The following is a 21537-nucleotide window of genomic DNA, read 5'->3' as shown; positions in this document are numbered from 1 at the left end:
TAACGGCGAGATGCCAGGAGAGACGAAAGGAATGAGCCAGAAACCGAAGAACACGAAAGACCGACGCCGTAAAGACGAAGCGATCTTCGAATGGCGCTACTGGGAAGGGCCGCCGACTCGGCCCTGGCAGTGGTACGCCGCAGTGCTCGGCATCGCGTTCGCCATCGGCCTCTTCATCTACCTGCCTTCCCGAGACACCTTCGTCCCGCTGCTCAGCATGCTGTTCTGGGCAAGCATCGTGATCTGCACGTCGCTCGCACCGTCGCGTGAGTACGAAGCGCGCCTGAACCGCCAGCTCCTCGAAGTCCGTGACGCGAAGCGCGGGCGCCTCACGATCGAGCGCAACCTGAACGAGTTCGCCACCTGGAAGATCATCGAGTACCCCGCAGACCGCCTCAACGACATCAGCCGCAAGCTGATCCTCCTCCGCCGCGACGGCAAAGGCACGGTCGAGATCGCGCTCACCGGCGACGACGATCGCGACGAGCAGATACTTGCGCGCGTCGCAGAGGTGGTGCCCGCGGCACCGGACATCGCCCCGACGCTCTGGGAGCGGCTCGACTACATCGCGCAGCGGTGGATCGGGTGGCGGTGAGCCCGATCTCTCCAGCTACTCCGCTACCGCTACTCTTCGGGATGGAGAGGAAGACATGGCAAACACCAAGGCGGGGTCGGTTGCATTCACCCTATGGATGGCGATCGTCTGCGGCTTCTGGCTGGGAATCGCCGGTCTCGTCGTCGGCATCGTGCTTGACATCTTCACCGGCATCCACTTCCTCGGTTCCTCGAGCTTCAACCTGATGATTGCCGGCGCCATAGTCGGTGCAATCGGTGGCGGGCTCATCTTCGGCATCGAAGCCGCAGCCGGACACGCAAAGGAAGCGAACGCGCAGCGCGAGCGGGAAGTCCGTGCTCGCGAGGAGGGCGAGCGTAGCCGTCGTGACCAGCTCAACGGAACCGCTACGCAAGCACGAAACGCCTGCAACGAAGCCGTGCAAGCGTTCGAGCAGCTTCCGGCCGATCTCTCGAACGCTCGCGGCTGGAGCGCCGAGGCTCGGCAGCACTTCAGCCAGCACGCCTACTCGCCGTTCTGGCAGTCGGTCGAGCACGCCTACGATTGCCTCGGCCACTATAACCAGCGCCTCACGAGGATCGCTCAACTCCTGCGCCAGCATGCTGAGGCGGTGCGGAGTTACATCCGTCAGGGCGGGACGGAACGGCTCCCGGCATTCCCCGTACAGCTTGACGCCGCGAACGCGACACAGGCTGCCGAGACGATCACTCGCACTCTGAACAAGATCGTCTACGAGGCACAGCGCGACGCCATCTTCGCTCAGATCTGGGAGCAGCGGCGCACAACGTCCGCCGTCATCGCCGGGTTCGCCAATCTTGAGAGCGCCGTCAGCCGCATGTCGAGTTCGCTCAACTCCTCGATCAACTCGCTCGCTGCGGAAGTGCGTGGCGTGGGTGCTGAGGTCTCGCAGGCCTCGACGCGAGCTGGACTTCACGGCGATGCCCAGATCGACGCGCAGAAGGAACTGACCGCCAAGGTCGACAAGGCCGTCTACTACCTTCGCGAAGAGGAGAAGCGTGCTCTGCGGCTTTGAGGCTGGGGGCGGCGCGCAACCCCACGTGTCAGCGTCCCTCTCGGCATAATCAACGACATGGCTCGCAAGCAGATCACCCAGTACATCGACGACCTCGACGGTGCCGTCCTCGATGAGGGCGAGGGGACGACGATCCGCTTCTCCCTCCAAGGCCGCTCCTACGACATCGACCTGTCCGCGCCGAACGCGCAGAAGCTCCGCGACGCGCTCGCGCCCTTCATCGAGGTGGCGACGCCTGTCCCTGCCGTGGCGAAGTCAGATCGCTCGCGCACCAAGCGGGGCGTCGACCAGAAGGCCGACCTCGCCGCCATCCGTGCCTGGGCGAACGACAACGGCTACACGGTCAGCGACCGCGGCCGGGTGCCCGCGACCGTCCTTGAGGCGTACAACGCTGCTCACTGAGCCGACGGCTCGATGCTCGTAGCAGCTGGCGCGCTCGTGCCGCGCTCAGCGGTGCGCCATTCGCCGGCGAGCTTGTCCAGGGTGCCATCGATGTCGGCATCGAAGTCGTACTCGTGCGTGAGGTGGTCGAGACGCTGACGGAGAAGATCAAGGCGTCGGTTCGCTTCCTGGAGCGTGGCGGAAGGATCGAGCTCTCCGGATTCCTTGGCTGCGACGTAGAGGGTCTCGCGTGCGTACTTGTCGAAGATCCACTCGACGTAGACGAGTGTGAGGAAGTACCTGGTGTTCGCGTAGTGCGCCTGTTCTCGCTCGCCGGCCGATCCCTGCGTCTCCGGCTGGATCATCTCAGCGATGGTGTCGGCGTAGTCGAAGAGGGCGAAGAGGAAGTCGTGTAGCTGTTTGCCTTTCATGGTCGGGGTCTCCTGGAGCAGCTGCTCCGTTACATATCCGTCCCTGACTATGAGGAATCGCGGCCGTTCTTTCAAGGCCTGTGCGGCGTCCTCTCGGCGGCACCAGTGGTCGCCCGAGAGTGTGGAAATCACAACACGCGCCGCGTAGCGTTCCACCATGACCGAGTCCGAGAGCGCGCCTGCGTCGCCCAGCCGCTTCGGCGTCCGCGTCGCGTTCAGCGGAGCCGAGTGGACGGCCACGATCCCGGCCGTGCCCGATGCGACGATTCACGCGCCCGACCTCCAGGCTCTCGATCACCTGGTGCGCGAGACGATCCGCCTCTACGACGGGGCCGCCAGCGTCGGCACGCTCGTCGAGCCGATCCAGCTGGAGTACGACTACTCGGACGCACGTACCGGCATCGCCTCCTTCGCTGAGCTCGGGGTGCGGATACGCAAGCTGATCGAGGACGATCGGCTTGGCGTGGCGCTGCTGCTGCGTGCTGCTGCGACCGACCTCGACACCTGGGATCTCACCCTGGCCGACTACTCGCACCTGCTCGGTATCTCGACGGCACACGCCGCCGAGATCCTCCGTCTGCAGGACGAGTACGAAGAAGAGCCCTCGGCTTTCCCGGAGGAATGGCTCAAGGACTCCTGATGCTCATTACGCCGTGCTGTACGTGTCACGCGCGGTTCCACGGCGGGAGCGGGTACTCGCTCGCCGGTTGCGGCGTCAGCAGCGCCAGGACGCACAACGTCGCCACCACGGCCGCGCTGAGGACAACGACCAGCGTCGCTGTGACCCGTGACGACCGCGGGCGGCGTGTGGCGCCGGCGAGCAACGTGACCATCGCCAGCGCGAGTAGCACCAGCCATCCGAACAGCCCCGCCACGCCGAGGGCGACGCCGAGTTCGCTTTCGCCCTCTTCCCAGCCGTAGCCGTGGGCGAACCCGCCCGACCAGATCAGCCCCGAGAGCGCGAACCAGAACGCCGCAGATGCCCCGACGACAGTCGCCACGATGCCGAGCACGATCCCGCCGCCGATCCGCATCCCCCGATTGTCCCCGCCGATGTCGACAGGGGCGGGTAGCATGTGCTCATGGTCGATCAGACGCTCCTCTCCCAGGCGAAGGGCCTCGGCGTGGCCGAGCGCGTCGAGCTGATCAACGAGCTCTGGGCCTCCATCGACGCCGACGTGCTGCCCGTCTCCCCCGCAGAAGCTGCCCTCATCGACCAGCGCCTGGCCGAGGCCGACGCCGAGCCTCTCGCGGGCCGGTCGTGGGAAGAGGTCGAGGCGTCGCTGCGCGCCCGAGTCCGGTGAGCTACTCCGTCCTGTTCCGCCACAACGCGGAACGCGATGCCGAACGCGCCCAGGACTGGTACTCCCTGCACGCCCCGGAGCAAGTCGACCGCTTCACCGACGACCTCGCCGCGACTATTACCTCGATCCGCCAGTCGCCCTATGCGTTCCGCGTTCTTCGCCGTGACGCCCGCCGCGCCGCGCTGAGGATCTTCCCGTACCTCGTCTGGTACCGCATCCACGACGAGCTGCAGGTCATCGAGGTGCTCGCGGTCGTGCACCAGCGACAGGAGCACGAACGGCTGCAAAGTCACCTCGACTGAGTCCTGGTAGCTGCCCGAATTCCTACTGTGTGAAGCCGTCGAAGAGTCGCAGTTCCTCCTCCAACGCCTCTCGCTCCGCCGACTTCGCTTGGTCGATACGTTCGAGGATCTTCTGACGCTGCCTGGCTGTGTAGCTGGATACCGAGGGCGCGCCGGTGACTGCGCTGTCTGAGCGTCCCAGATCGGTCTTGCGTCGTACCCTGCCTTCAGTCGTTACTGCGCCGGCGACGATGTCGGCAACCAGCGGAACTGCAACCCACTCCCGAAGATCCTCGCGGGCAGACGGGTTGATGGTCTCTGGGCGAGATTGCTGGAGCTCAAGGAATCCGGCCCAGTGGCTCTGGGCAACTTGCGGATAGGCGATCATGCCTCCGGCCCCACTCCGCCGATAAGGGCCGAACTTCTGCGCCCAGGAGCCGGAGCTTACGATCTCCACCCACCATGCTGTGATCGCCGGGTAGTAGCTACCGTTGCTCCATACGGAACCGTCCTGCCCGAGCAGGATCGACACAGTCTGCCAGCCCCATTCGCTGTCCTGACGGCGTCCCTCGAGTGCCCAAGCCATGCCCCAGAACTCGCTCGTGGCTGTCCGATGGAAGAGGTTCCCACCGAAGACGCGGAAGGAGTACGTCAGTGTCTCCGCGCTCAATGAGTGAGTCACATAGACGGGCACAGGCGTGATACCCCGCTCTTCGAGCAGCGCTATGAGCTCCGGGGCCCACTCGGGAACCCAGGCAGCCTTCCGCGAGGCCGCTCGGGCAAGCTCCGCGGCAGCCTCCTCCGCCCTCCGTCGTTCGAGTGCATCGGCATCGTCAAGCAGGCCCATCGGTGCCTGTCCCTTCTGTGAGCAGAGGTGCGAGGTACTTCGATCGGTTCTCACGCCAGAAGTATCGGTAGAAGAGCATCATCGTGTGGTCGAGCCACGAGAGGTTCCTCGGAATGGAGAGCACGTCCCGGTTGAGTGAGCCGAGGGTCAGCTCTCTGGTGGTTGGCGCTTCCATGAAGTGGGTGACGAAGAGCGGCATCAGGGGCAGGCCGGCGCGAGCACCCCAGTTCGTGACGTCGTAAAACACCTGGGAGACCTCATGCCAGTGCTGCTCGTACTCCTCGTCGCCCCAGTCGTCTTCCCGTTGGCGGTATCGGTCTGAGAGGTATGCCTCCAGCACGGGAATCCGGCCGTCCGAGCCCGCCCAGGCTTCTGGCTCCTGCCGAAGAATCTCCTCCGCGATGTCGACGTACCCGCGGATACGAATGACCGCGTCGAGAGTCTTCTCGATCGCCTCAATGGCGACACGGGCGTTCACATAGTCGAACTCTGAGCGATCAGGGTCGCAGAGCACCTTCCGGTAGAGCTCGGTGAAGGTTGCGGTGTCCACGGTGTCCGGGCGGAGCATGCTCTCCGCGAACGCCCGGTAGAGCTGGCGCATCCGCTCAGGGTCGGAGCGCCACCCCGAGTCATACGCAGCCATCACCTCGACAGCACTGTGCGGTTCGTCGCGGATTAGGGCGGTTCCCCCGGCGTTGCCGCCGTTGATCAGGACGTGCTCCCAGGCGCCGACAATGCCCCAGGGATGCTCGACGACTTCTCGGACGGCATCAGCGGTAAGTCCCTTGGCTGCGACGTAGGCGATGACGTCGCCGTAGTCGCCGGCTATCGCGCCCCGCATGGTGTTGCCGAGGCGGTGCGCGCTGCCGATGATTTTCTTCTCCACGATCTGCACCAGGTCGAAGTCGACGGGGTCGAGTGGCCCCTCGGGCACGAGGAACAATGACGCCATACCGTGCAGGCAGAACATGAAGAAGTGCAGCAGCCGCCAGCGCACCGCGCGGTCGGGATGCTCGCTGATCCGCTGCGCGACGGTCGCGAGGTCCATGCCTTCCAGCAGATCCTTCGGCCAGGGGTGCCGAGCAAGTCCAGGCGGCCCGGCCGCGATGACGTCGAAGAATGCGAACACCCCGGCGAGCGGTTCACGGGATTCGAGCGCCGTGCACGCCTCCAGGAGCGCCCCGTAGTGCTGCTTCGGTCTCTTGATTAGGCGCGAGATGAGGTCGCGCAGATAGTCGACATCGAAGTGCTGGCTGGTCTGCGGTGCGTCGGCCCCGATGACGTCGATCGGGGCCTCGGTGTCTGCGGCCGCCAGGAGCGCGGTACGCGCGCCATCTGGGTCGACGTAGAACCAGGCGGGCCAGGCGCCGCGCTGGCGCGCGTCTTCGGCAAGCATCGCCAGAGCGGCTTCGTCCTGGAAATGCTCGGCGAGGCCTTCGAGCAGCTTGTCCGGCTCTCCTGTGATGTATCGGGGGTCGTCTTGGGCGTCGATGAGCCGGCGAATGAGCGCCAACTGCGCGTCCGACGTCATTCGCGTGAACAGGTGGGTAGCGACCACGCGCCAGTCGTCACCGCTGGCGAGCAACCCGAGGAGCCGCTCCACCATTGTCGATGGATCGCCGCCTTCACGCTCCTGCATGTACATGGCGACCAGATGCTCCTGCACGGTGCGGTGCACCCAGCGATACGAGGTGTGCAGGCGCGACGCTGCTGCGACCGCCATCGTGAACAGACCTTCGGCCTGCACGATGCGAGCCAGGTCTTCGCGATCGGGCCGTTCCACGGTGCGGAGTATCTGACTGAGCGTCTCGCTCTCGCGCCACCGACTTGCGTCCTTCTGGTCGTCGTCGCCGTATGCCATCCGCCAGGCGAGGAGCCTGGCCAGGTGCATCAGGTTCTCGATGACGACGTCGCTCGGTTCGTGAAGGCCGGCAGTCTTCCAGATCCGTTCGAGCGTCAGTGCGATGTACTGCTCATACAGGTCGGAGAGCGAGTCGAACTCACGGTCGAAGCTCGCCGCGTAGGCCACGAACCCCAGCAGCAGCGGACTGCCGCTGATGTCAGAGGCGACATCCGATTCCAGAATCGCGAGCGCCCGCGCCTTCCGGGGGTCGTCCGCGCTCTCGAACCACAACTCGAGGAGCTGCTTCGCGCTCTCGCTGCGCACCGACTGCATCGTGACCGTGTCCCAGCCTGCGGGCACGCTCACCCGCGGCCCGGGCCGCGAGGACACGACCACCGCGCCCGGGACGTCCGCCAGAGCTTCGATCGCACGCCGCACCCGATCTGCGAGAGCGCCCTCGGGAACCTCGTCGAGGCCATCCAGACAGAGCACAGTGCTGTCGTCGGCCTCCAGCCGTCGCAGCACCTGCTTCCGGGCCTCGGCGTCGACGGGGGCGTAAAGGCGTGCGCTGAGATCGATTAGAACGCCGAGCAGTTCCGGCAGCGGCAAGGTGCGTTCGGGGAGCTCTTCGGCCAAGTCGATCAACGGTACAAACACGCCCACCGCGCCGGGCAGTTCCTTCATCTGCGTGAGGGTGATACTCCGCAGCAGGGTCGACTTGCCCGTGCCCGGCTCGCCCACGACGTAGGCCCGCGCGCCGGCGGCCCGCAGGAGCTCGCTCGTGTCCTCCGACTCGTCTCGCCACAGTGGCGGCAAGGTCGGTACGGCGTCCGGGTCGGGGTCGTCTGCCGGAACGCGGATGTGCGGGTTGAGCATCGGCGCGAGGATCGAGGTCGTCAGATGGGCCGGGTAGTGCAGCGGCAGCCGCGCAAGACGACGCACAAGCTCCGCCTCGACGTCCTCCGTCCACCCCGAGGCAACGATCGAATGCTCGGCGTGCAGCGACGCCGCCGCGGATGCGCGGGCCGCGGCCGACTGCGTCGCAGTCAGGAGGGCATCCTGGAGCGCGATCAGGGCGCGGTCGACGATGTCCGACGCGAACTTGACCGTGCGGTCGTCGCGGAACCGGAACTTGTTGCTGTCCCAGTCCAGGCCCAGGACTTCGGCCGCTCGTTGCTGTCGCCACTCCCGCTCGTCGACCGAGCCGGGCGTGACCCACATCTTCTGCAGGTAGAGCAGGTACCGAGCGGCGTTCGCCTCTGGCGAGTCAGATCGCGGCGCCTCCAGAACGCGCTTCACCTGCTGCCAGGTGTCCTCCTTCGTCCACTCGACGCCGACGCCCGAGACAGCGATGAACTCCTCGTTCGTCTTCGGGCATCCGACGACAGTGGTGAAGGCGTCGACGGTGCGCGTGCCGCGCCGCTGTCCTTCGCGCTCGTACTGCCCGATCAGCAGGTGACGCAGCTCGCTCACTACGGTCGCGGAGTCGAAGGCCATGCCTCTCATCGTATGAGAGCACCTGTTTCCCTCAGCCGCGCACCACAGTCGCCTTACGTCTTGCCTCACGTCAAGATGTCCGGGAGTGAGTGATGCTTGCCTCACGTGAAATGTCCGCGTAGCTCAGGCGGCGGGGCGGGTGCCCTGGGTGCGGGCGGCGGCGAGTTCGATGAGTTGTTGCTGGATCTGGTTGATCCGTCGGGTGATCCGTGCCGGGTTCAGCTTCGCATGCTCGCGCTCCAGTCGGGCGCGGGTCTTCTCGTCGAGCACACCGGCGTCGAGCAACCGCTGGTAGGGGGTACGTGGCTTGTCGTAGACGCGCTTCTTCCGGCCGGCTGCGGTGTGGGTCCAGTCGATCGCTTTCACGCAGGGCAGCAGATGGTTCTTGCGGGCCATCACGAAATCCCAGAGCTCGTTGAGCAGGGTCATCTCCGCCTCGGTCTCGTAGCGGTAGCGGAACGCGTGTTTGCGGACCCAGTCGCCGTTGCGTTGCTCGACGTGCGCGTTGTCGTTGTGCTTGTAGGGACGCCCCCGGGTGACGGGGATCTCCTTCTTGTCCGCCCAGGCGATCACGCCCCAGTTCATGAACTCGGATCCGTTGTCGAAGTCGAGCCCGGCGACCGGGACGGGCGCGTTCTTCACCATCCATTCCAGGGCGCCGTGCACGTGCACGTAGGCGTTGTTGCGGATCGTGCGCAGCATCGTCCACCCCGCGACCGGGTCGGTGCCGGTCAGGGTGCGCAGGAACTCGCCTTTGAGGGAGTGGCCGCAGTGCGCGACGGTGTCCAGCTCCAGGAACCCCGGGACGGTCAGCGGGGCGTCCATGCTGGTGCGCGTCGGGATCGAAGAGCGCAGGATGTGGGACGGCTTCGTGCCCGAGACCGCGACCGGGTAGGCGGCGTCCTTGTGCGGTTTCAGGTACCGGTCGATCGTCGCGGCGCTCATCGATCGCAACTCGTCCAGCACCTCCGGTGTGACCCGCTGCTCGACCTTGCCGAGCTCACGGAAGCGGACGAGGCGTTCGAGGGTGTCGTCCATGATCGCCGCGAAGTACTTTCCCGACGGCTGCCCGGACAGCCGCCAGACTTCTTGCAGCACCACGAGCGCATCGTAGGAGTACTTCCGCTCACGCGGCTTACGCTGCTGATCGCGCGCGGCACCTTTGCGTGCGTTCGCGGCACGGATCGCGCGGCGCGCGTGATCACGCGTCCAGCCTGTCGCGTGCACAAGCTCGTCCAGCAGCCGGCCCTTCTCTTCCTTGCCTGCTTTCGCATACTCGCGGGCGAACTTCTTCGTGATCTCACGGCGCGCCGCCATCGACAACTCCCTGCTCATCACCCCAGGGAACTACGCGGACATTCCTACGTGAGGCACGCGCAGCCCTTCCCGGACCTTTTAGCTGAGTCTCGTCGCCTTATTGACAATCATTATCATTAGTGATATAATACGCAGTCGAGGGTGGCCCCTCCAATCCGGAAGGAGGCCACCCCACAATGGCCCATTCACACACACGACCTGGACGCCCGGCGTTCACCATCCCATCCTCGCCGAACCGCCTCTCGCAGATGCACTCGCTCGCCGCGAGTGCACTCGAGGAGCTATTCATCTTCTACGGCGACCGCAAGGCCAGCGCCGAGGAGCTCGCGGGATCATCCAAGATCGGCATCCTGGAGCTCGTCCACGTCTGGGTGCTGCACGGCAACGCCGTCGACTTCCTCGACACCTACGAGAAGTACCTCACCTCCGTCGGCGAACTCGTCGCCGTATACGGCGGCAAGCTCACCGACATCCTCACGCTGGAAGAGGCGAAGCCGCGCAGCTTTGCCGCCGAGCTCCTGTTCGGCTTCCAGCCGCTGCCTCCGGTGCCGACACTGCTGCATCCCGCAGTTCAGCGCGAGACGTACGAGCACGCACGAAGAAGGCGACAGGCCAGCTACGAGCTGAACTGAACCCACCAAACCATCAGCAATGGGCCACCGGCCCCGTACCGACTTATCATCGGCACGGGGCCTTTCTCATGCCCGGATGCGGCAGTGAAGCCGACTGGCAGAACCTCGGCACAACGGCAGAACCGTCCCGTTGAGTCTGCCGATATGCCAGCCAGAGTCGATGGCATGAACAGCATCGCTCCCACGCTCGAACCCACCGCCAACCCCACGTCGCCCCCGGCAATCCCGCCGAAGGTCGACCCGATCGTCATCTTCTACGTCAGCGACGCGAACGCCGCCGCGATGCGCGCCATGACCGTCGTGACGGAGGAGCTCGAGATCCACGGGCGCCTCTCGATCGACGCCTCCACGCTCGAGCTTGCTCACGAGCTCGCCGGCATCACCACGGCGTTCGCGGAGGCGCTCACTGCCATCGCCAACCAGGCCGACGGGGAGCCCGCCGGTGGCTGAGTCGCTCGACCTCTCTGACGTCGCGCTCTCCGTCGACGTGGAGGTCGTGGAGCGCGTCGCGCGCATCACGACCTCCCGCGCGCTGGCGAGCGCCATCGAGGAGGGCATCAGCCGCCACGGCACCAGCTTCACCGTCTACGTCCTCCTCGTCGCCAGCGACGACGACTTCACCCCGGACGCCCTCGACGGTGCGTACCGCTCCTGCTACGTCGGCTCCTTCACGGACTGGAACGACGCCAGCCGCTTCCTCAAGGCGCTCATGAGCACGGTGACCGGCGACACCAACGCGCCCTTGCTCGACGCGCTCAACCTGCTGCAGTTCATCACGGTCGGACAGGACACCTTCGTCTTCGCCCGCCCGCTGGGCCTTGGCCCTCTCGATCCGCGCGGCGCTCTCGCCTCGTGAAACGGCGGGAGCGATCGGGGATTAGGCCCTCCGATCGCTCCCTGTCACCTCAAGAAAACCCACCCCATCCATCTGCGAAAACGAACACGGAAGGCATCTCTCATGACGTACATCACGGTACCCCGCGCTCTCGCGGCGGTCACGCTCGCCGGCGTTGCGGCGCTGGCCCTCACGGCCTGCGGCGACTACAACGCGCCGGGCCAGCTCGGGCAGCTCCAGCAGCAGCTCCAGTCCTGCCCGGACGGCCTCAAGGTCGCCACCCGCGTCGACTGGGACGGCACCGGCTCCGGCCGCTCCACCCAGCTCGACACGGAGCGCCTCGCCATCATCGAGAGCTCGCCACGGAGGTCGCCATCTGCGGCGGCCACTTCACCGTGACCGGCTACTCGTCCTCCTCCGGCGCGACCGTCACGCTCTACGACGCCGAGATCACCATGCCCGGCGCGACTTCCAACGCGCAGCTGCGCCGCGTCCCCCAGGCCGTCGAGGATCTCATGACCGAGATCAAGGACGCCTACCCGGACGCGCTCGCTTCGCTGCCCACGGACGGCTCGGACATCACGGGCGTCTGGCGTCTCGCCAGCGAGCAGCAGGCCCAGCTGGGTGACGGCTACCAGTTCCAGTACGTCAACCTCACGGACGGGCTCGACAACGTCGGCGTCACGCTCGACGCCGGCCTGACGCCGGAGCGGGCGACCACTCTGGCCGATCAGATCACGGTGCCGAAACTCGACGGGGCCGAGGTGACCGTCGCGGGCATCGGGCGCGTCGCCGGCGCCCCGGTCTCCTCGCACCTGGCCGAGGCGCTGGTGGCGTACTACGACCGCCTCTGCGAGCGCACCGGCGCGGCCTCCTGCCTCGCTGTGACGGACTGGCGGTGACCACGATGAGCACCCATCAGAACCGTCTGGGCCTCCTCGTCCGCCGCGTCTCGTCCCCGATCCCGGGGCCGAGCGTGGCGGCGCTGGAGCAGCTCCAGGACGCTGAGCAGATCACCTTGCAGCGCGTCGATGAGGCCGCTGCGGTGGCGAAGCCGGGGAACATCTCTGGCACCTGGGTCGAGCAGGAGTACGACGACCTCGAAACCGAACAGGCCCCCTCCTGGACGGCCGCGGGCATCGAGACCGCCCGCCCTGTCGAGGTCGAGGCCGCTGGCCTCCAGCCCGCCGCCGACGCCGCAGAGCGCATCGTCACCGGGCATACGCCGGTGCTCGAAGCGGCCGCCGCCCGCTACGTGGATACGCAGGAGGCGCTTGCGCCGTTCCGCCGCCGAACCGGCGGCAAGCTCATCCACTACGCCATCAAGGGCGCGCTGGTGCTCGGGGACGCGGTCGGGGTGACCCTGCTCGGCATCAACATCGGGGACTACCCGCTGCTCGCCGGCCTCATGTCCGTCTCCGCCGCGACCGCCGCCGTCACGGCGGGGCTGGTCGGGGCGGAGTACCGGGTGCTCCAGGCAGCCGACCGCCGCGCCTGCGACCCTGACGCGCTCACCGAGAAGCAGAAGCCCTTCCGCTACCTGTTCACCGGCGCGAACTTCGGCCGCTCGATGCTGAAGCTCGTCACCGGCATCTCCCTGACGGCCGCGGCGCTCATCGCGGCGGCGATCTTCGCTGGACGCGCTGAGATCGAGGGCAGCCTGGTCGGTGCCCTCTACGGCGGCATCGCCCTCGCCGTCGCGGGAGCGAGCTTCATCGAGTCCTTCATGCACGCCGACGAGATCGCCGACGTCATCGACGGCTCCGCGAAGGCCTACGACGCGGAGATCGCCCGCCACGAGCGCCTCGCCGCATCGAGCCCGTGGCGCACCCAGCTCGAGCGGCGCGCCGACGCTGATTCGGTCATCGACGAGCACATCCAGCGTGGCGAGGCTGCGGGGCACCGCATCCGGGCAACGAAGTGGGGCATCCTGCGCCGCAACCCTGGCGTCGCCGGTCACGGCCCCGCTGCGGGTGTCCCTGGGCCGGTCGGGCGCACCGACCGCACGCAGGGCGGGGGTGGTTCCCGGTGACTCCGCGCATCCAGCCGCCCCGGCTGCAGCCCGCAGGGCTCCTGCCAGTCCCTGTGACCGTCTATGGGCGCGAGCGGGGGGAGCCGTGGTTCGAACTCGGCTTCCCCGGCCTCGACCCGGTGCGACCGAGCCTGGACATCCTCTGCTTCGACCACTCCGGCTCCGTCGTCGCCCCTGGCGGCACCGACCCCATCGGGCGCCGGTTCCTGGAGGCGAAGCAGGCGATTCGCATCGTGCAGGCCTGGACCTACACGTCCCGCCCCAAGGTCGCGGTCATCCACTTCGACCAGCCTTCGGCCGGGAACAGCGGCGCGGTGCCGCTGAACTCCACGCACGCCGGGCGGCAACTCGCCGCCGCGTTGAAGGTGCCGATCGACGCGATGGGGTCGAGCAACCTCGCCCCGTCGCTGACGGTGGCGGAGGAACTCGCCAAGGCGCATCCGGATCATGACGTGCGCTTCACGATCCTCAGCGACTTCCAGATCACCGACCTCGACCCGGAGAACGTCTTCAAGCGGCTCGCGGACTTCCCTGGGCAGGTGCACGCCGTGCTGCTGAACGCCCCCGCGCCGCCGGATCTGGCCGGGGAGAACATCACGATCACCGAGATCGCGCACGGAGACGCCCCTGGCGCGCTGTCGGCGGCGATCCACCGCTCTCTCACGGCCACCCGGCGTGGCCGACGCCTGTCGGTACTGCACGCCGACCGGACCCGTCCATCGATCCCGCCGCTCTCGCCCGAGCATTCCCGGAAGGGGAACCGCTGATGCGCACCCACGACCTGCCCCGGCTCTCATTCACCGAGGGCGAGCTGCTCCAGGCCCGCATCGAGCTCACCGAGTTCGTCCACCTCATGGCCGACCAGACGAAGGAGCGACTCGGCTTCGGCTGGACGCCGCACCCGGACGCGCCGAACACCTGGCGCGCTCTCAAGACCGCCTGGCAGCACAGCCTCGCCACTAGGGAACCGTTGCCGGTGTTCGACGGCGGCTCCGACGCCGTCATCTTTGCCGGCCCGGAGGCGAACTGGGCGTACCGCTTCTGGCACGACGTGACGCACCTGGAGCGGGGACGGGACTTCACGTCGCCGCACGAGCTGGACATGGCCGTCTTCCACCTCTGGGAGGCGGAGCGTCACGGGCTGGAGCGCGGGAGCCTGCCCTGGCGGCTGCTCCATGCCGATGCCGTGGGCCAGGTGCTGCACTGGGCTGTCCGGCGCGAGTTCCTCATCGACCAGCGCGCCTTCATCGTGAACTACCTCCGGTTCGGCGTCGAGGACGCCGTGCTGGCCGAGATGGCCCGCACCGGGCAGCTCGCCCCGCAGGTGCTGCCGATCGGGATCGACATCACGACTGCGGCCGAGACGCCCGTCGAGCCGACGCACTGGACGGCGCGGACGTGATCGCGGCCGCCTATACGAAGAACCCGCCTGTCGCTACAGGCGGGCGGGTTCTTCGTGCCCTCGAGTGGGGCCTCGTGTTAGGCGGCGAGGGGTTCGTGGATGTCGCCGACGTCGAGTGCTCGTACGTTCTCCTGGACGAAGCGCGTCAGGTAGGTGAGCGCCTCCGGACGCCGGTCGCTCATCGTCTCGGTGACTTCGTAGGCCACGTCGTAGAGCGTGAGTGCGTCGGTGTCGAGCTCCGCGCCGTTGAGCATCAGGAAGGTGTTGGTCAGAACGACGGCCATGCGCTTATTGCCGTTCTGGAACGGGTGATCCTTGCAGGCCGCATAGAACAGCACGGCGGCCTTCTCTTCCAGACTCGGGTACTGCTCGCGCCCGTCGAACGAGGCGAACGGCGCAGCCAGCACCGCTTCGAGTCGGTGCGGGGCGCGCGTGTGGAGCGCGGGCATCGGCTCCGTTGTGAGCAGCAACTGCGCGCTCTCGAACGCGACCTCGGCGTCAGCGATCGTCAGCGCAGCCGTCACGTACGCGCAAGGAGCTCCAGTGTCTTGCGGTAGCGCTTCACCGTCCGCTTCACGGCGGCTTCAATCAGCACCTTCTTCTGTGGAGGTGTCATCTGCACTGGTGATGGTGTCGGCTTCGAACTCTTTTCCATACTTCTGCATGTATTTTACTTCATTTCGCCGCGCATTCCAATACTCGGGAGGCGAATACACGTTTGCGACACACACTCCCAACCGCGACATTTCCGCAAGAGAAATGCGACATTTTGTCGCGGTGGGCGATAGCGCATGTCGCATTCCAGGGAAAGTCGGGAATCGTTACCTCTGTTCTCCCGATGTGACATGCGATGAGACGGTTGTGTCTCCGAAACCGTCACGTATAACAAACGACGGCACCCGGCCATTCATCGCCCCCTCGATCATCGAGGAGGCGAACTCTTCATCAGCTCGCGCCGGGAGAAAGGAATACACCCGCTATAACCACAACTCCACCACCAGAGAAGACAGCACCGTCTTCTCGCTATACCGGCCCGCGCTTCTCGACCATCCTGGCCGACCCGCCCTGGGATGTGCAGCAGAAGGGCGCGAGGGGCGCCGAGCGCAAGTACGACCTCCTCACGCTCGACCAGATCAAGGCAATGCCCATAGAGCAGATCGCGACCGAGGATGCGCACCTCTGGCTCTGGGTGACGAACGCGACGCTGCGCGACGGGTACGACGTGGCCGAAGCCTGGGGCTTCACCGTGCGCAGTCCGCTGACCTGGGTGAAGTGGCCGCGGATCGGTCTGGGGAACTACCTGCGGAACAACACCGAGCACTTGCTGTTCGCCACCCGCGGCAAAGCACCGGTCAAGTACCGTTCGCAGCCGACCTGGTTCACCGCGCCGACCACCGACCACTCGCACAAGCCGGAAGCCCAGTTCTCGACCATCGAACTGGTCAGCGGCGCCGGCCCGAAGCTCGAGCTCTTCGCACGGCGCCGTCCACCGCAGACACCGGACAGCCCGTGGAGCGCGTGGGGCAACGAGATCGACTCCGACATCTCGATCCCGGACTACCCGGTTCCGAGCGACTTCGATGACCAGACCGAGAGGAGCTGACCCATGTCCTGGTTCAGCAATGACGACAAGAAGCACGACGAAAAGAAGAAGGACACCATGAGCCAGAAGTTCTTCAACGCCTGCCTGCTGATCCTCGGCGGGGTCATCGTCCTCGCCCTGGCGATCCAGTTGCTGTCCCAGATTTGGGTCTGGGTCGTCATCGGGCTCGCGGCTTTCGCGGCCGGATGGATCGCCTTCCGCATTTGGATGGCACGCCGGAATCGGTGGTGAAAAGCGTGAGCACGTTCACCTCTGAAGGGATGTTGTGGAATACGCAACACCTCTTGACGATTCGCACCCTATTTCGTATAAGCAAGTCGGGAAGGACTGTCCCATTTTGTGGACAACAGACGGTGGGTCTGTCATTCCGCTCAAGTAATAGCAACCGTAAGCAGGAGACCCACCCTCATGCCTAATCCGAAGCCCCAGCGTGCCACCAAGCGCGCATATCGCAGTAGCGACCATCAGCTGCGCGCATTCTCCGACCCGACGTACCAGACCGACATGCTCGCGCTGGCTGACGCCTTGCGGCTGCACACGGCCCAAGCTCAGGCCGACGCGGAGCACCGCCCGGCGGGTCTTCTCGCCGGGGTGCAGAAGCTGGCCGGATTCCGGCCGGAGCTGGCGATGGAGAACACGGAGGCCCCCGATGCCTAAGCCCACGTCCTCCCTGGTGTTCTCCCGCCTGTTCCTGCCGCATCCGCTCCCCGCGGATCACGTCGAGGCCTTCCTGACTCGTCTTGCCTCCGACCGCCGCGATCAACCCGTCATCCTGGAGACCCGCGCCAGTTCTGAGGGCATCGTGCACCTCGTCGGCTGCGACGCAACCTACGTCCAAGAGCTGCGCCGGCTGCTCGGCGATCTCATCCCTGGCACCCTCATGACCGGCCTCGACGGCTATGTCCGTAGTCCCTTGCGCACCAGCGGCACCGTGAAGATCACGCCGGTCGGACTGCCGCTGAACGTGCACGACCCCGACCGGATCAGCCGCGCCCTCTACTCGACGCTCTCGCGCCGCTTCCAGCCAGGCGAACAAGTCGTCCTGCACGTGCTGCTCGGCCCCGGCATCCCGCCGCGTCAGGTGCCGCCGAAGATCGCCCCGCCGGGCGGGATGGGCGTCTGGCAGGCTCTCACGAAGGGGAAGACCGACGCGCCGAACGAGATCCGCAACGCGGTGCGCGACCGTGCTGCCCAGTACGGCATCGACGGCACGATCCGCATCGGCGTGAACGCCGTGGACGACGACAAGCGCCGCCGCCTCGGCCTGGAACTGCTCGCCGGGCTCCGCTTGGCAGAGTCCGCCGGCACGAGCATCCGCCTGTACCGTGACCAGTCCTCGACGCTGAACACCCCAAGCCGCCCGCGCTCCTTCACGGCGCACCTGGCCGTCTCCGAGCTCGTGCCGCTCTCCGGCTGGCCGCTCGGCGCCGATCCGCTTCCCGGGATGCCGCCCGCGCATCCGAAGCTGCTGCGCGCCGAGAGCAACGTCTCGGACGGCCCACTCGCCATCGCGACCTCCCTCGTTCCCGGCGACAACCGAAGCCTCGGCATCTCGTTCGCCGCCGCCATGCACCATCTGTTCGCGCTCGGCCCGACCGGCGTCGGCAAGACCACCATGCTGGAACACCTCATGGCGACGGTCATCGAGGCGGGGCATGCCACGCTCATCCTCGACCCGAAAGACCAGACGCCAGCGGCGCTGCTGCCCCGCATCCCGAAGGAGCGGTGGGCGGACGTCTACGAGATCAACGCCGCCGACGAGCATCCGAACGGCTTCAACCCGTTCGATCCCGGCGACCGCGATCCCGACGTACAGGCCGACAGCATCCTGGCGGTGTTCGAGAAGGTCTTCATCGACCTCGGCCCGCGCACCTCGGACATCCTCAGCGCCTCCGTCAGGACGCTGCTTCGCACCGGAACTCCCGAGAAGCCGAACACGATCCTCGACCTGCCCCGGCTCTGGACGGACGCCACGTTCCGTCGAGTGCAGGCAGGCAAGATCGCCGGCGACGTCACGCTCGCCGGCTTCTGGGCCTGGTACGAGTCCCTCAAGCCCGCCGCGCAGATGTCCGTCGTCGCGCCCGTGATGAACCGGCTGCGGCAGATCCTGCTGCGCCCCGGCGCGGTGAAGATCCTCGGACAGAGACGGCCCGCCTTCCGGCTCCGAGACATCTTCCGCGACCGGAAGATCGTCATCGTCCCGCTCAACGAGGCCCTCATCGGCCCCATGACGGCGAACCTCATCGGCGGGCTCATCATGGCCGAAGCCTGGCAAGCCACCCAGGAGCGCGCTTCGGAAGAAGGGCATCAGAAGCGTCCGGGGTTCGTGTTCGTGGACGAGGCCGACCGCTTCATGAACGGCACCCTCACCGTGTCGCTGGCCGACGCCCTCGCGCGGAGTCGGTCGCTCTCGGTCGGCTGGGCGCTCTCGACCCAGTACTGGGATCAGCTCCCGAAGGAGATGAAGTCCGCCATCAAGTCCAACGCGAGAACGAAGGTCATCTACCGGCTCGAAGACGAGGACGACGCTCGCACGATCGCCAAGCTCGCTCCGGACCTGGAGCCGCTGGACTTCATGAGCCTCGGCAAGTACGAGGTCTACCTCCGACCCCTGGTCGACGGCATCACCACCTGTTGGGCGCTCGGTAAGACCCTGCCGCCCGTCGCCGGTGCTCACAAGGTGACCGAGGTACGCCACGCCTCCCGCGAGCACCATCAGCCCGTGCCGTTCGACCACGAGAACCTTGTCGACGTCACGCCGGGGCTGGAGGAAACGGAGCCGCCGCCCGACCTGCTCCAGCCCGCACCGGGGCCGCTCGGACGCCGCAGGAGGCAGCCATGAACGCCCTCTCCCGACCCGAGCGCAGGGCGGCGGAGACGGACGCGCCTCGTCGCATCGACCGTCTCACCGACCGTCACATCGCGACGCTCACGATGCCCCGATACCCGCGTATTTCCGCCCCTGTCGCCTCTGTCCCGGATGGGACTCACCCCTTGTTCAGGGGTGACGCCAGCTGCGCCGAGCCGCCGACCAGACGCCGGTACCGGAGCATCCCGACCAGCACGAGGAGGGGAGCATGAACCCCGTCGATGCCGCCTTGCTCGCCACGCTCTCGGCCCGCGACCTCGCGATCCTGGACGACCTCGAGCAGCTGCGCCTGCTGACGTCCCGCTCCATCCAGCAGCTGCACTTCCCGGTCGCCCCCGACGCCCATGCCACGATGACCGGCGCCACCAGGGCTGCGATGCGCGTGCTGAACCGGCTGAAGGGCGAACGCCTCATCTCGCATCTGGCCCGGCGCGTGGGAGGAGCCCGGCGCGGGTCGCAGGGCTTCATCTGGCAACTCACGAGCTTGGGCGATCGCATCCAGCGCGCCCGAAGAGGCGAGAAGGGACGCCGTCGCTACACCGAGCCCTCGACGCAATTCGTCGACCACACGCTCGCCGTCACCGACCTCGTCACCACGCTGCGCGTCCTCGACCGCGAGCGTCAGGTCGAGCTGCTGAAGGTCGAGACGGAGCCGAGCTGCTGGCGCGAGTTCACCGGCCCGCACGGCACCGTCCTCACGCTCAAGCCGGACCTGTACGCGGTCACCGCGGCTGGGGCGTGGGAGGACTCCTGGTTCGTGGAAGCCGACCGCTCCACCGAGCACCTTCCCGTGATCCTCGCCAAGTGCCGTCTCTACGCGCGCTACGCCGCCACCGGCATCGAGCAGCAGTCCGCGGGCGTCTTCCCGATCGTGCTCTGGGTCGTACCCGATAAGGCCCGCCAGGCGCAGCTCATCCGCGCCATCCGCGGCGACCCCTCGCTCCCGGACGACCTGTTCCGCGTCGTCACGACCGAGCAGTTCGCCGCGCACCTCACCACCACCAACCCCTGACCTTCTGAAAGGAGGACACCCCCTATGGAACACATTCCACGATCCGGCGCCGGCCACGGCGACCAGGAGCACAGAAACACCACGCAGCACGAACACGCCGACACCGGCGAAAGCCTCCCGGAGGACAGGATGGCTTTCCTCATCGAGGCCCTCCAGCACAGCACCCGCGAAGCGATCCTCGGCGCGCTCGCCGAAGGGCGGCCGCTCACCCATGCGGAAGCGCGCCTGCTGATATCGACGATCCCTGCCGGCGACGACGCCCGCGACATCGACATCCGAAAGCGCTTCATGATCTCCGGCAGCGGCGACCCGGCCGAGGTGCGCGCCAGCCTGCAGCCCGCCTACCGGGGCGAGCACAGCCGCGAGACGGTCACCACGGCGGACTGGCTGGGCACCCACCTCATCCATGCTCAGCATCCGCAGCTGGCACGCGGCCCGCTCCCGCTGATGGCCGACGCCGTCGTGCGGTTCCCGGATAGCCCCGCGGAGCGCGACGGCATCTGGAAGACCATCGCCTACACCACCCAGAACGAGCTGACCGAAGCAGAACACGAGACGCTCCACGAACAGCTGTCAGCCCACGTCAGCGAACACGGCGAGCCCTTCCGCGCCTTCCTTCGACTCTCGGGCGTCAACGCCCAAGACCCAGCCCTCGTCGCGAAGTTCCAGGCGGCCTATGTCACCACCGTCGACACTCCCGATGATCTGCACGACCCGGCGCTGCCGGTGGCGATCGATGCCATCGACCTGAACGGCCGCATCCACGTCTTCGACGTCTCCGGCCTCACTGGAGGGCAGTCGTGATGGAACGACCGACCCCGGACCCCGAACGCCGCGACGAGTTGCCCGAGCTGGAAGAACTGTTGCACACGCTGCCGGAGCCGAAGGAGGCAGGGATCTTCGTCACGGCGATGTTCTCTGACAAGGCCCAGGACGTCATCTTCGAGACGCAGGCCGCCGGGCAGGACATCGACCCGATCACGGCACGCCTGATCGCGTACAACCTCACCGCGCACGCCCCGGACGAGCTGGAGACCGCACGGCTCCGACGCTTCTTCGCCACCGGAATCGGCTCACACGAGCACCTCAAAGCCGAGTACCTGCCGCTGCGCGAACACCAGGCGATGGAGCCCGAAGAGCATCTGCTCATCGACTCGCTCGGCACCTACCTGGCGAACAGGGAAGGCGACCGGCCACGGCAGCGTCATCGGGCGCGGCGGATGGGACGAGTGCTGTTCGCGCTTCTCACGCACGCCGACGGCCACCGCGACGGCCTGCTGTTCAAGACCCGCGCTCAGGTCGGCGAACTGGGAGCTGCTGCGCTCGGCCTTCGCCTGGCCCGGCTGGCTCATGATCACGGCGAGCCGCTCGTCGCGTTCCTGCGCGCCCCGGCTGTCGACGCCACCGCACCGGACATCGAGGCGCTGTTCCGCACCGCCTACATCGGTGAGCGAGACGAGCTCGACGCCGTCCGCAACGCGCCCGACAGCACGCACCCCATCACCTGGAGCACCGTCGAGATCGGAGGACGCAGCTATGTCTTCCACGGCTAACGCATCGACCATCCCCACGTTCACCGCGATCCGAAGAGAGGAGGAACCCCGCATGGAACGACCATCACCAACACCCGGCGAACACCCCGTC

General features: G+C 66.8%; 27 protein-coding genes. 21 read left to right on the top strand and 6 right to left on the bottom strand.

The window, feature by feature from the left end; genetic code table 11:
• Positions 1–31 precede the first annotated feature (31 nt).
• Genes AB2L57_RS05815 through AB2L57_RS05805 form a run of 3 tightly spaced genes read left to right on the top strand, consistent with a single transcriptional unit; the run spans position 32 to position 2009 of the window.
• Entirely contained in the window at positions 32–595 is a 564-nt protein-coding gene (locus AB2L57_RS05815; RefSeq protein WP_409048282.1) for a hypothetical protein, read from the top strand.
• Between the two features lie 55 nt (positions 596–650).
• Positions 651–1607 carry a hypothetical protein gene (locus AB2L57_RS05810; protein ID WP_409048281.1) on the top strand — a complete coding sequence of 319 codons (957 nt, stop codon included), beginning with the start codon at positions 651–653 and terminating at the stop codon, positions 1605–1607.
• 57 nt (positions 1608–1664) lie between these two features.
• On the top strand, positions 1665–2009 hold the full coding sequence (locus AB2L57_RS05805; RefSeq protein ID WP_036288623.1) for an Lsr2 family protein: 345 nt from the start codon (positions 1665–1667) through the stop codon (positions 2007–2009).
• Here AB2L57_RS05805 and AB2L57_RS05800 read toward each other — a convergent pair.
• Positions 2003–2578, bottom strand: coding sequence for a hypothetical protein (locus AB2L57_RS05800; RefSeq protein ID WP_155947545.1), 576 nt, complete (start codon positions 2576–2578; stop codon positions 2003–2005). The genes AB2L57_RS05805 and AB2L57_RS05800 overlap by 7 nt on opposite strands.
• Between AB2L57_RS05800 and AB2L57_RS05795 the strand changes: the two genes are divergently transcribed.
• On the top strand, positions 2577–3059 hold the full coding sequence (locus AB2L57_RS05795; protein WP_036288629.1) for a hypothetical protein: 483 nt from the start codon (positions 2577–2579) through the stop codon (positions 3057–3059). The two genes, AB2L57_RS05800 and AB2L57_RS05795, sit on opposite strands and share 2 nt — an antisense overlap.
• Positions 3060–3084: 25 nt before the next feature.
• Here AB2L57_RS05795 and AB2L57_RS05790 read toward each other — a convergent pair whose 3' ends face one another.
• Positions 3085–3495, bottom strand: coding sequence for a hypothetical protein (locus tag AB2L57_RS05790; RefSeq protein WP_155947546.1), 411 nt, complete (start codon positions 3493–3495; stop codon positions 3085–3087).
• A gap of 6 nt (positions 3496–3501) precedes the next feature.
• On the opposite strand from AB2L57_RS05790, the gene AB2L57_RS05785 reads away from it, so the two are divergent.
• Together AB2L57_RS05785 and AB2L57_RS05780 are read left to right on the top strand one after the other, a co-directional pair.
• Positions 3502–3723, top strand: a complete 222-nt coding sequence (locus AB2L57_RS05785; RefSeq protein ID WP_036288634.1) for an addiction module protein — start codon at positions 3502–3504, stop codon at positions 3721–3723.
• The gene (locus AB2L57_RS05780; RefSeq protein ID WP_036288637.1) at positions 3720–4025 is read left to right on the top strand and encodes a type II toxin-antitoxin system RelE/ParE family toxin; all 306 of its coding nucleotides are present in this window, start codon (positions 3720–3722) and stop codon (positions 4023–4025) included. The genes AB2L57_RS05785 and AB2L57_RS05780 overlap by 4 nt, the downstream gene beginning before the upstream one ends.
• 22 nt (positions 4026–4047) lie before the next feature.
• Here AB2L57_RS05780 and AB2L57_RS05775 read toward each other — a convergent pair whose 3' ends face one another.
• From AB2L57_RS05775 to AB2L57_RS05765, 3 genes are all read right to left on the bottom strand, one after another.
• Positions 4048–4851: a hypothetical protein gene (locus tag AB2L57_RS05775; protein WP_036288639.1), complete on the bottom strand. Its 804-nt coding sequence runs from the start codon at positions 4849–4851 to the stop codon at positions 4048–4050.
• A complete protein-coding gene (locus AB2L57_RS05770; RefSeq protein WP_409048280.1) occupies positions 4838–8191 on the bottom strand; it encodes an NACHT domain-containing protein in 3354 nt (1117 codons plus the stop codon). Before AB2L57_RS05770 ends, AB2L57_RS05775 begins: the two co-directional genes overlap by 14 nt.
• A gap of 123 nt (positions 8192–8314) precedes the next feature.
• A complete protein-coding gene (locus AB2L57_RS05765) occupies positions 8315–9526 on the bottom strand; it encodes an integrase (RefSeq protein ID WP_409046856.1) in 1212 nt (403 codons plus the stop codon).
• A gap of 230 nt (positions 9527–9756) precedes the next feature.
• Between AB2L57_RS05765 and AB2L57_RS05760 the strand changes: the two genes are divergently transcribed.
• The 8 genes from AB2L57_RS05760 to AB2L57_RS05725 all read left to right on the top strand — a co-directional run bounded on the left by AB2L57_RS05760 (position 9757) and on the right by AB2L57_RS05725 (position 14409).
• Positions 9757–10140, top strand: coding sequence for a hypothetical protein (locus AB2L57_RS05760; protein ID WP_409048279.1), 384 nt, complete (start codon positions 9757–9759; stop codon positions 10138–10140).
• 165 nt (positions 10141–10305) lie between these two features.
• Positions 10306–10590, top strand: coding sequence for a hypothetical protein (locus tag AB2L57_RS05755; RefSeq protein WP_036288658.1), 285 nt, complete (start codon positions 10306–10308; stop codon positions 10588–10590).
• Positions 10583–10996: a hypothetical protein gene (locus AB2L57_RS05750; RefSeq protein WP_036288660.1), complete on the top strand. Its 414-nt coding sequence runs from the start codon at positions 10583–10585 to the stop codon at positions 10994–10996. The genes AB2L57_RS05755 and AB2L57_RS05750 overlap by 8 nt, the downstream gene beginning before the upstream one ends.
• Before the next feature lie 102 nt (positions 10997–11098).
• Entirely contained in the window at positions 11099–11374 is a 276-nt protein-coding gene (locus AB2L57_RS05745) for a hypothetical protein (RefSeq protein WP_409048278.1), read from the top strand.
• Positions 11371–11877: a hypothetical protein gene (locus AB2L57_RS05740; RefSeq protein WP_409048277.1), complete on the top strand. Its 507-nt coding sequence runs from the start codon at positions 11371–11373 to the stop codon at positions 11875–11877. Before AB2L57_RS05745 ends, AB2L57_RS05740 begins: the two co-directional genes overlap by 4 nt.
• 5 nt (positions 11878–11882) lie before the next feature.
• Positions 11883–13007: a hypothetical protein gene (locus tag AB2L57_RS05735; protein ID WP_409048276.1), complete on the top strand. Its 1125-nt coding sequence runs from the start codon at positions 11883–11885 to the stop codon at positions 13005–13007.
• Positions 13004–13774 (top strand): hypothetical protein, encoded by a 771-nt coding sequence (locus AB2L57_RS05730; protein WP_409048275.1) that lies wholly within the window; start codon positions 13004–13006, stop codon positions 13772–13774. The genes AB2L57_RS05735 and AB2L57_RS05730 overlap by 4 nt, the downstream gene beginning before the upstream one ends.
• Positions 13774–14409, top strand: a complete 636-nt coding sequence (locus tag AB2L57_RS05725) for a hypothetical protein (RefSeq protein WP_409048274.1) — start codon at positions 13774–13776, stop codon at positions 14407–14409. The genes AB2L57_RS05730 and AB2L57_RS05725 overlap by 1 nt, the downstream gene beginning before the upstream one ends.
• Positions 14410–14486: 77 nt before the next feature.
• Here the strand turns inward: AB2L57_RS05725 and AB2L57_RS05720 are convergent, their stop codons facing one another.
• Entirely contained in the window at positions 14487–14933 is a 447-nt protein-coding gene (locus AB2L57_RS05720) for a type II toxin-antitoxin system death-on-curing family toxin (protein ID WP_409048273.1), read from the bottom strand.
• 455 nt (positions 14934–15388) lie between these two features.
• On the opposite strand from AB2L57_RS05720, the gene AB2L57_RS05715 reads away from it, so the two are divergent.
• The 7 genes from AB2L57_RS05715 to AB2L57_RS05685 all read left to right on the top strand — a co-directional run bounded on the left by AB2L57_RS05715 (position 15389) and on the right by AB2L57_RS05685 (position 21446).
• Positions 15389–16012, top strand: coding sequence for an MT-A70 family methyltransferase (locus AB2L57_RS05715; protein ID WP_036288671.1), 624 nt, complete (start codon positions 15389–15391; stop codon positions 16010–16012).
• Between the two features lie 3 nt (positions 16013–16015).
• Entirely contained in the window at positions 16016–16243 is a 228-nt protein-coding gene (locus tag AB2L57_RS05710; protein WP_036288674.1) for a hypothetical protein, read from the top strand.
• A gap of 177 nt (positions 16244–16420) precedes the next feature.
• Positions 16421–16669 carry a hypothetical protein gene (locus AB2L57_RS05705; RefSeq protein ID WP_036288677.1) on the top strand — a complete coding sequence of 83 codons (249 nt, stop codon included), beginning with the start codon at positions 16421–16423 and terminating at the stop codon, positions 16667–16669.
• On the top strand, positions 16662–18854 hold the full coding sequence (locus AB2L57_RS05700; protein ID WP_409048272.1) for a type IV secretory system conjugative DNA transfer family protein: 2193 nt from the start codon (positions 16662–16664) through the stop codon (positions 18852–18854). The genes AB2L57_RS05705 and AB2L57_RS05700 overlap by 8 nt, the downstream gene beginning before the upstream one ends.
• A gap of 235 nt (positions 18855–19089) precedes the next feature.
• The gene (locus tag AB2L57_RS05695; protein ID WP_409048271.1) at positions 19090–19893 is read left to right on the top strand and encodes a replication-relaxation family protein; all 804 of its coding nucleotides are present in this window, start codon (positions 19090–19092) and stop codon (positions 19891–19893) included.
• Positions 19894–20022: 129 nt separating this feature from the next.
• Complete coding sequence (locus AB2L57_RS05690; protein WP_409048270.1) at positions 20023–20697, top strand: hypothetical protein; 675 nt, start codon at positions 20023–20025, stop codon at positions 20695–20697.
• Positions 20697–21446, top strand: a complete 750-nt coding sequence (locus AB2L57_RS05685; RefSeq protein WP_409048269.1) for a hypothetical protein — start codon at positions 20697–20699, stop codon at positions 21444–21446. The genes AB2L57_RS05690 and AB2L57_RS05685 overlap by 1 nt, the downstream gene beginning before the upstream one ends.
• Positions 21447–21537: the final 91 nt, after the last annotated feature.

Source organism: Microbacterium sp. HA-8 (assembly GCF_046111165.1).
GTDB lineage: Bacteria > Actinomycetota > Actinomycetes > Actinomycetales > Microbacteriaceae > Microbacterium.
Note: the sequence above shows the minus strand (reverse complement) of the source record. Positions and strands in the feature narration are given on the sequence as shown.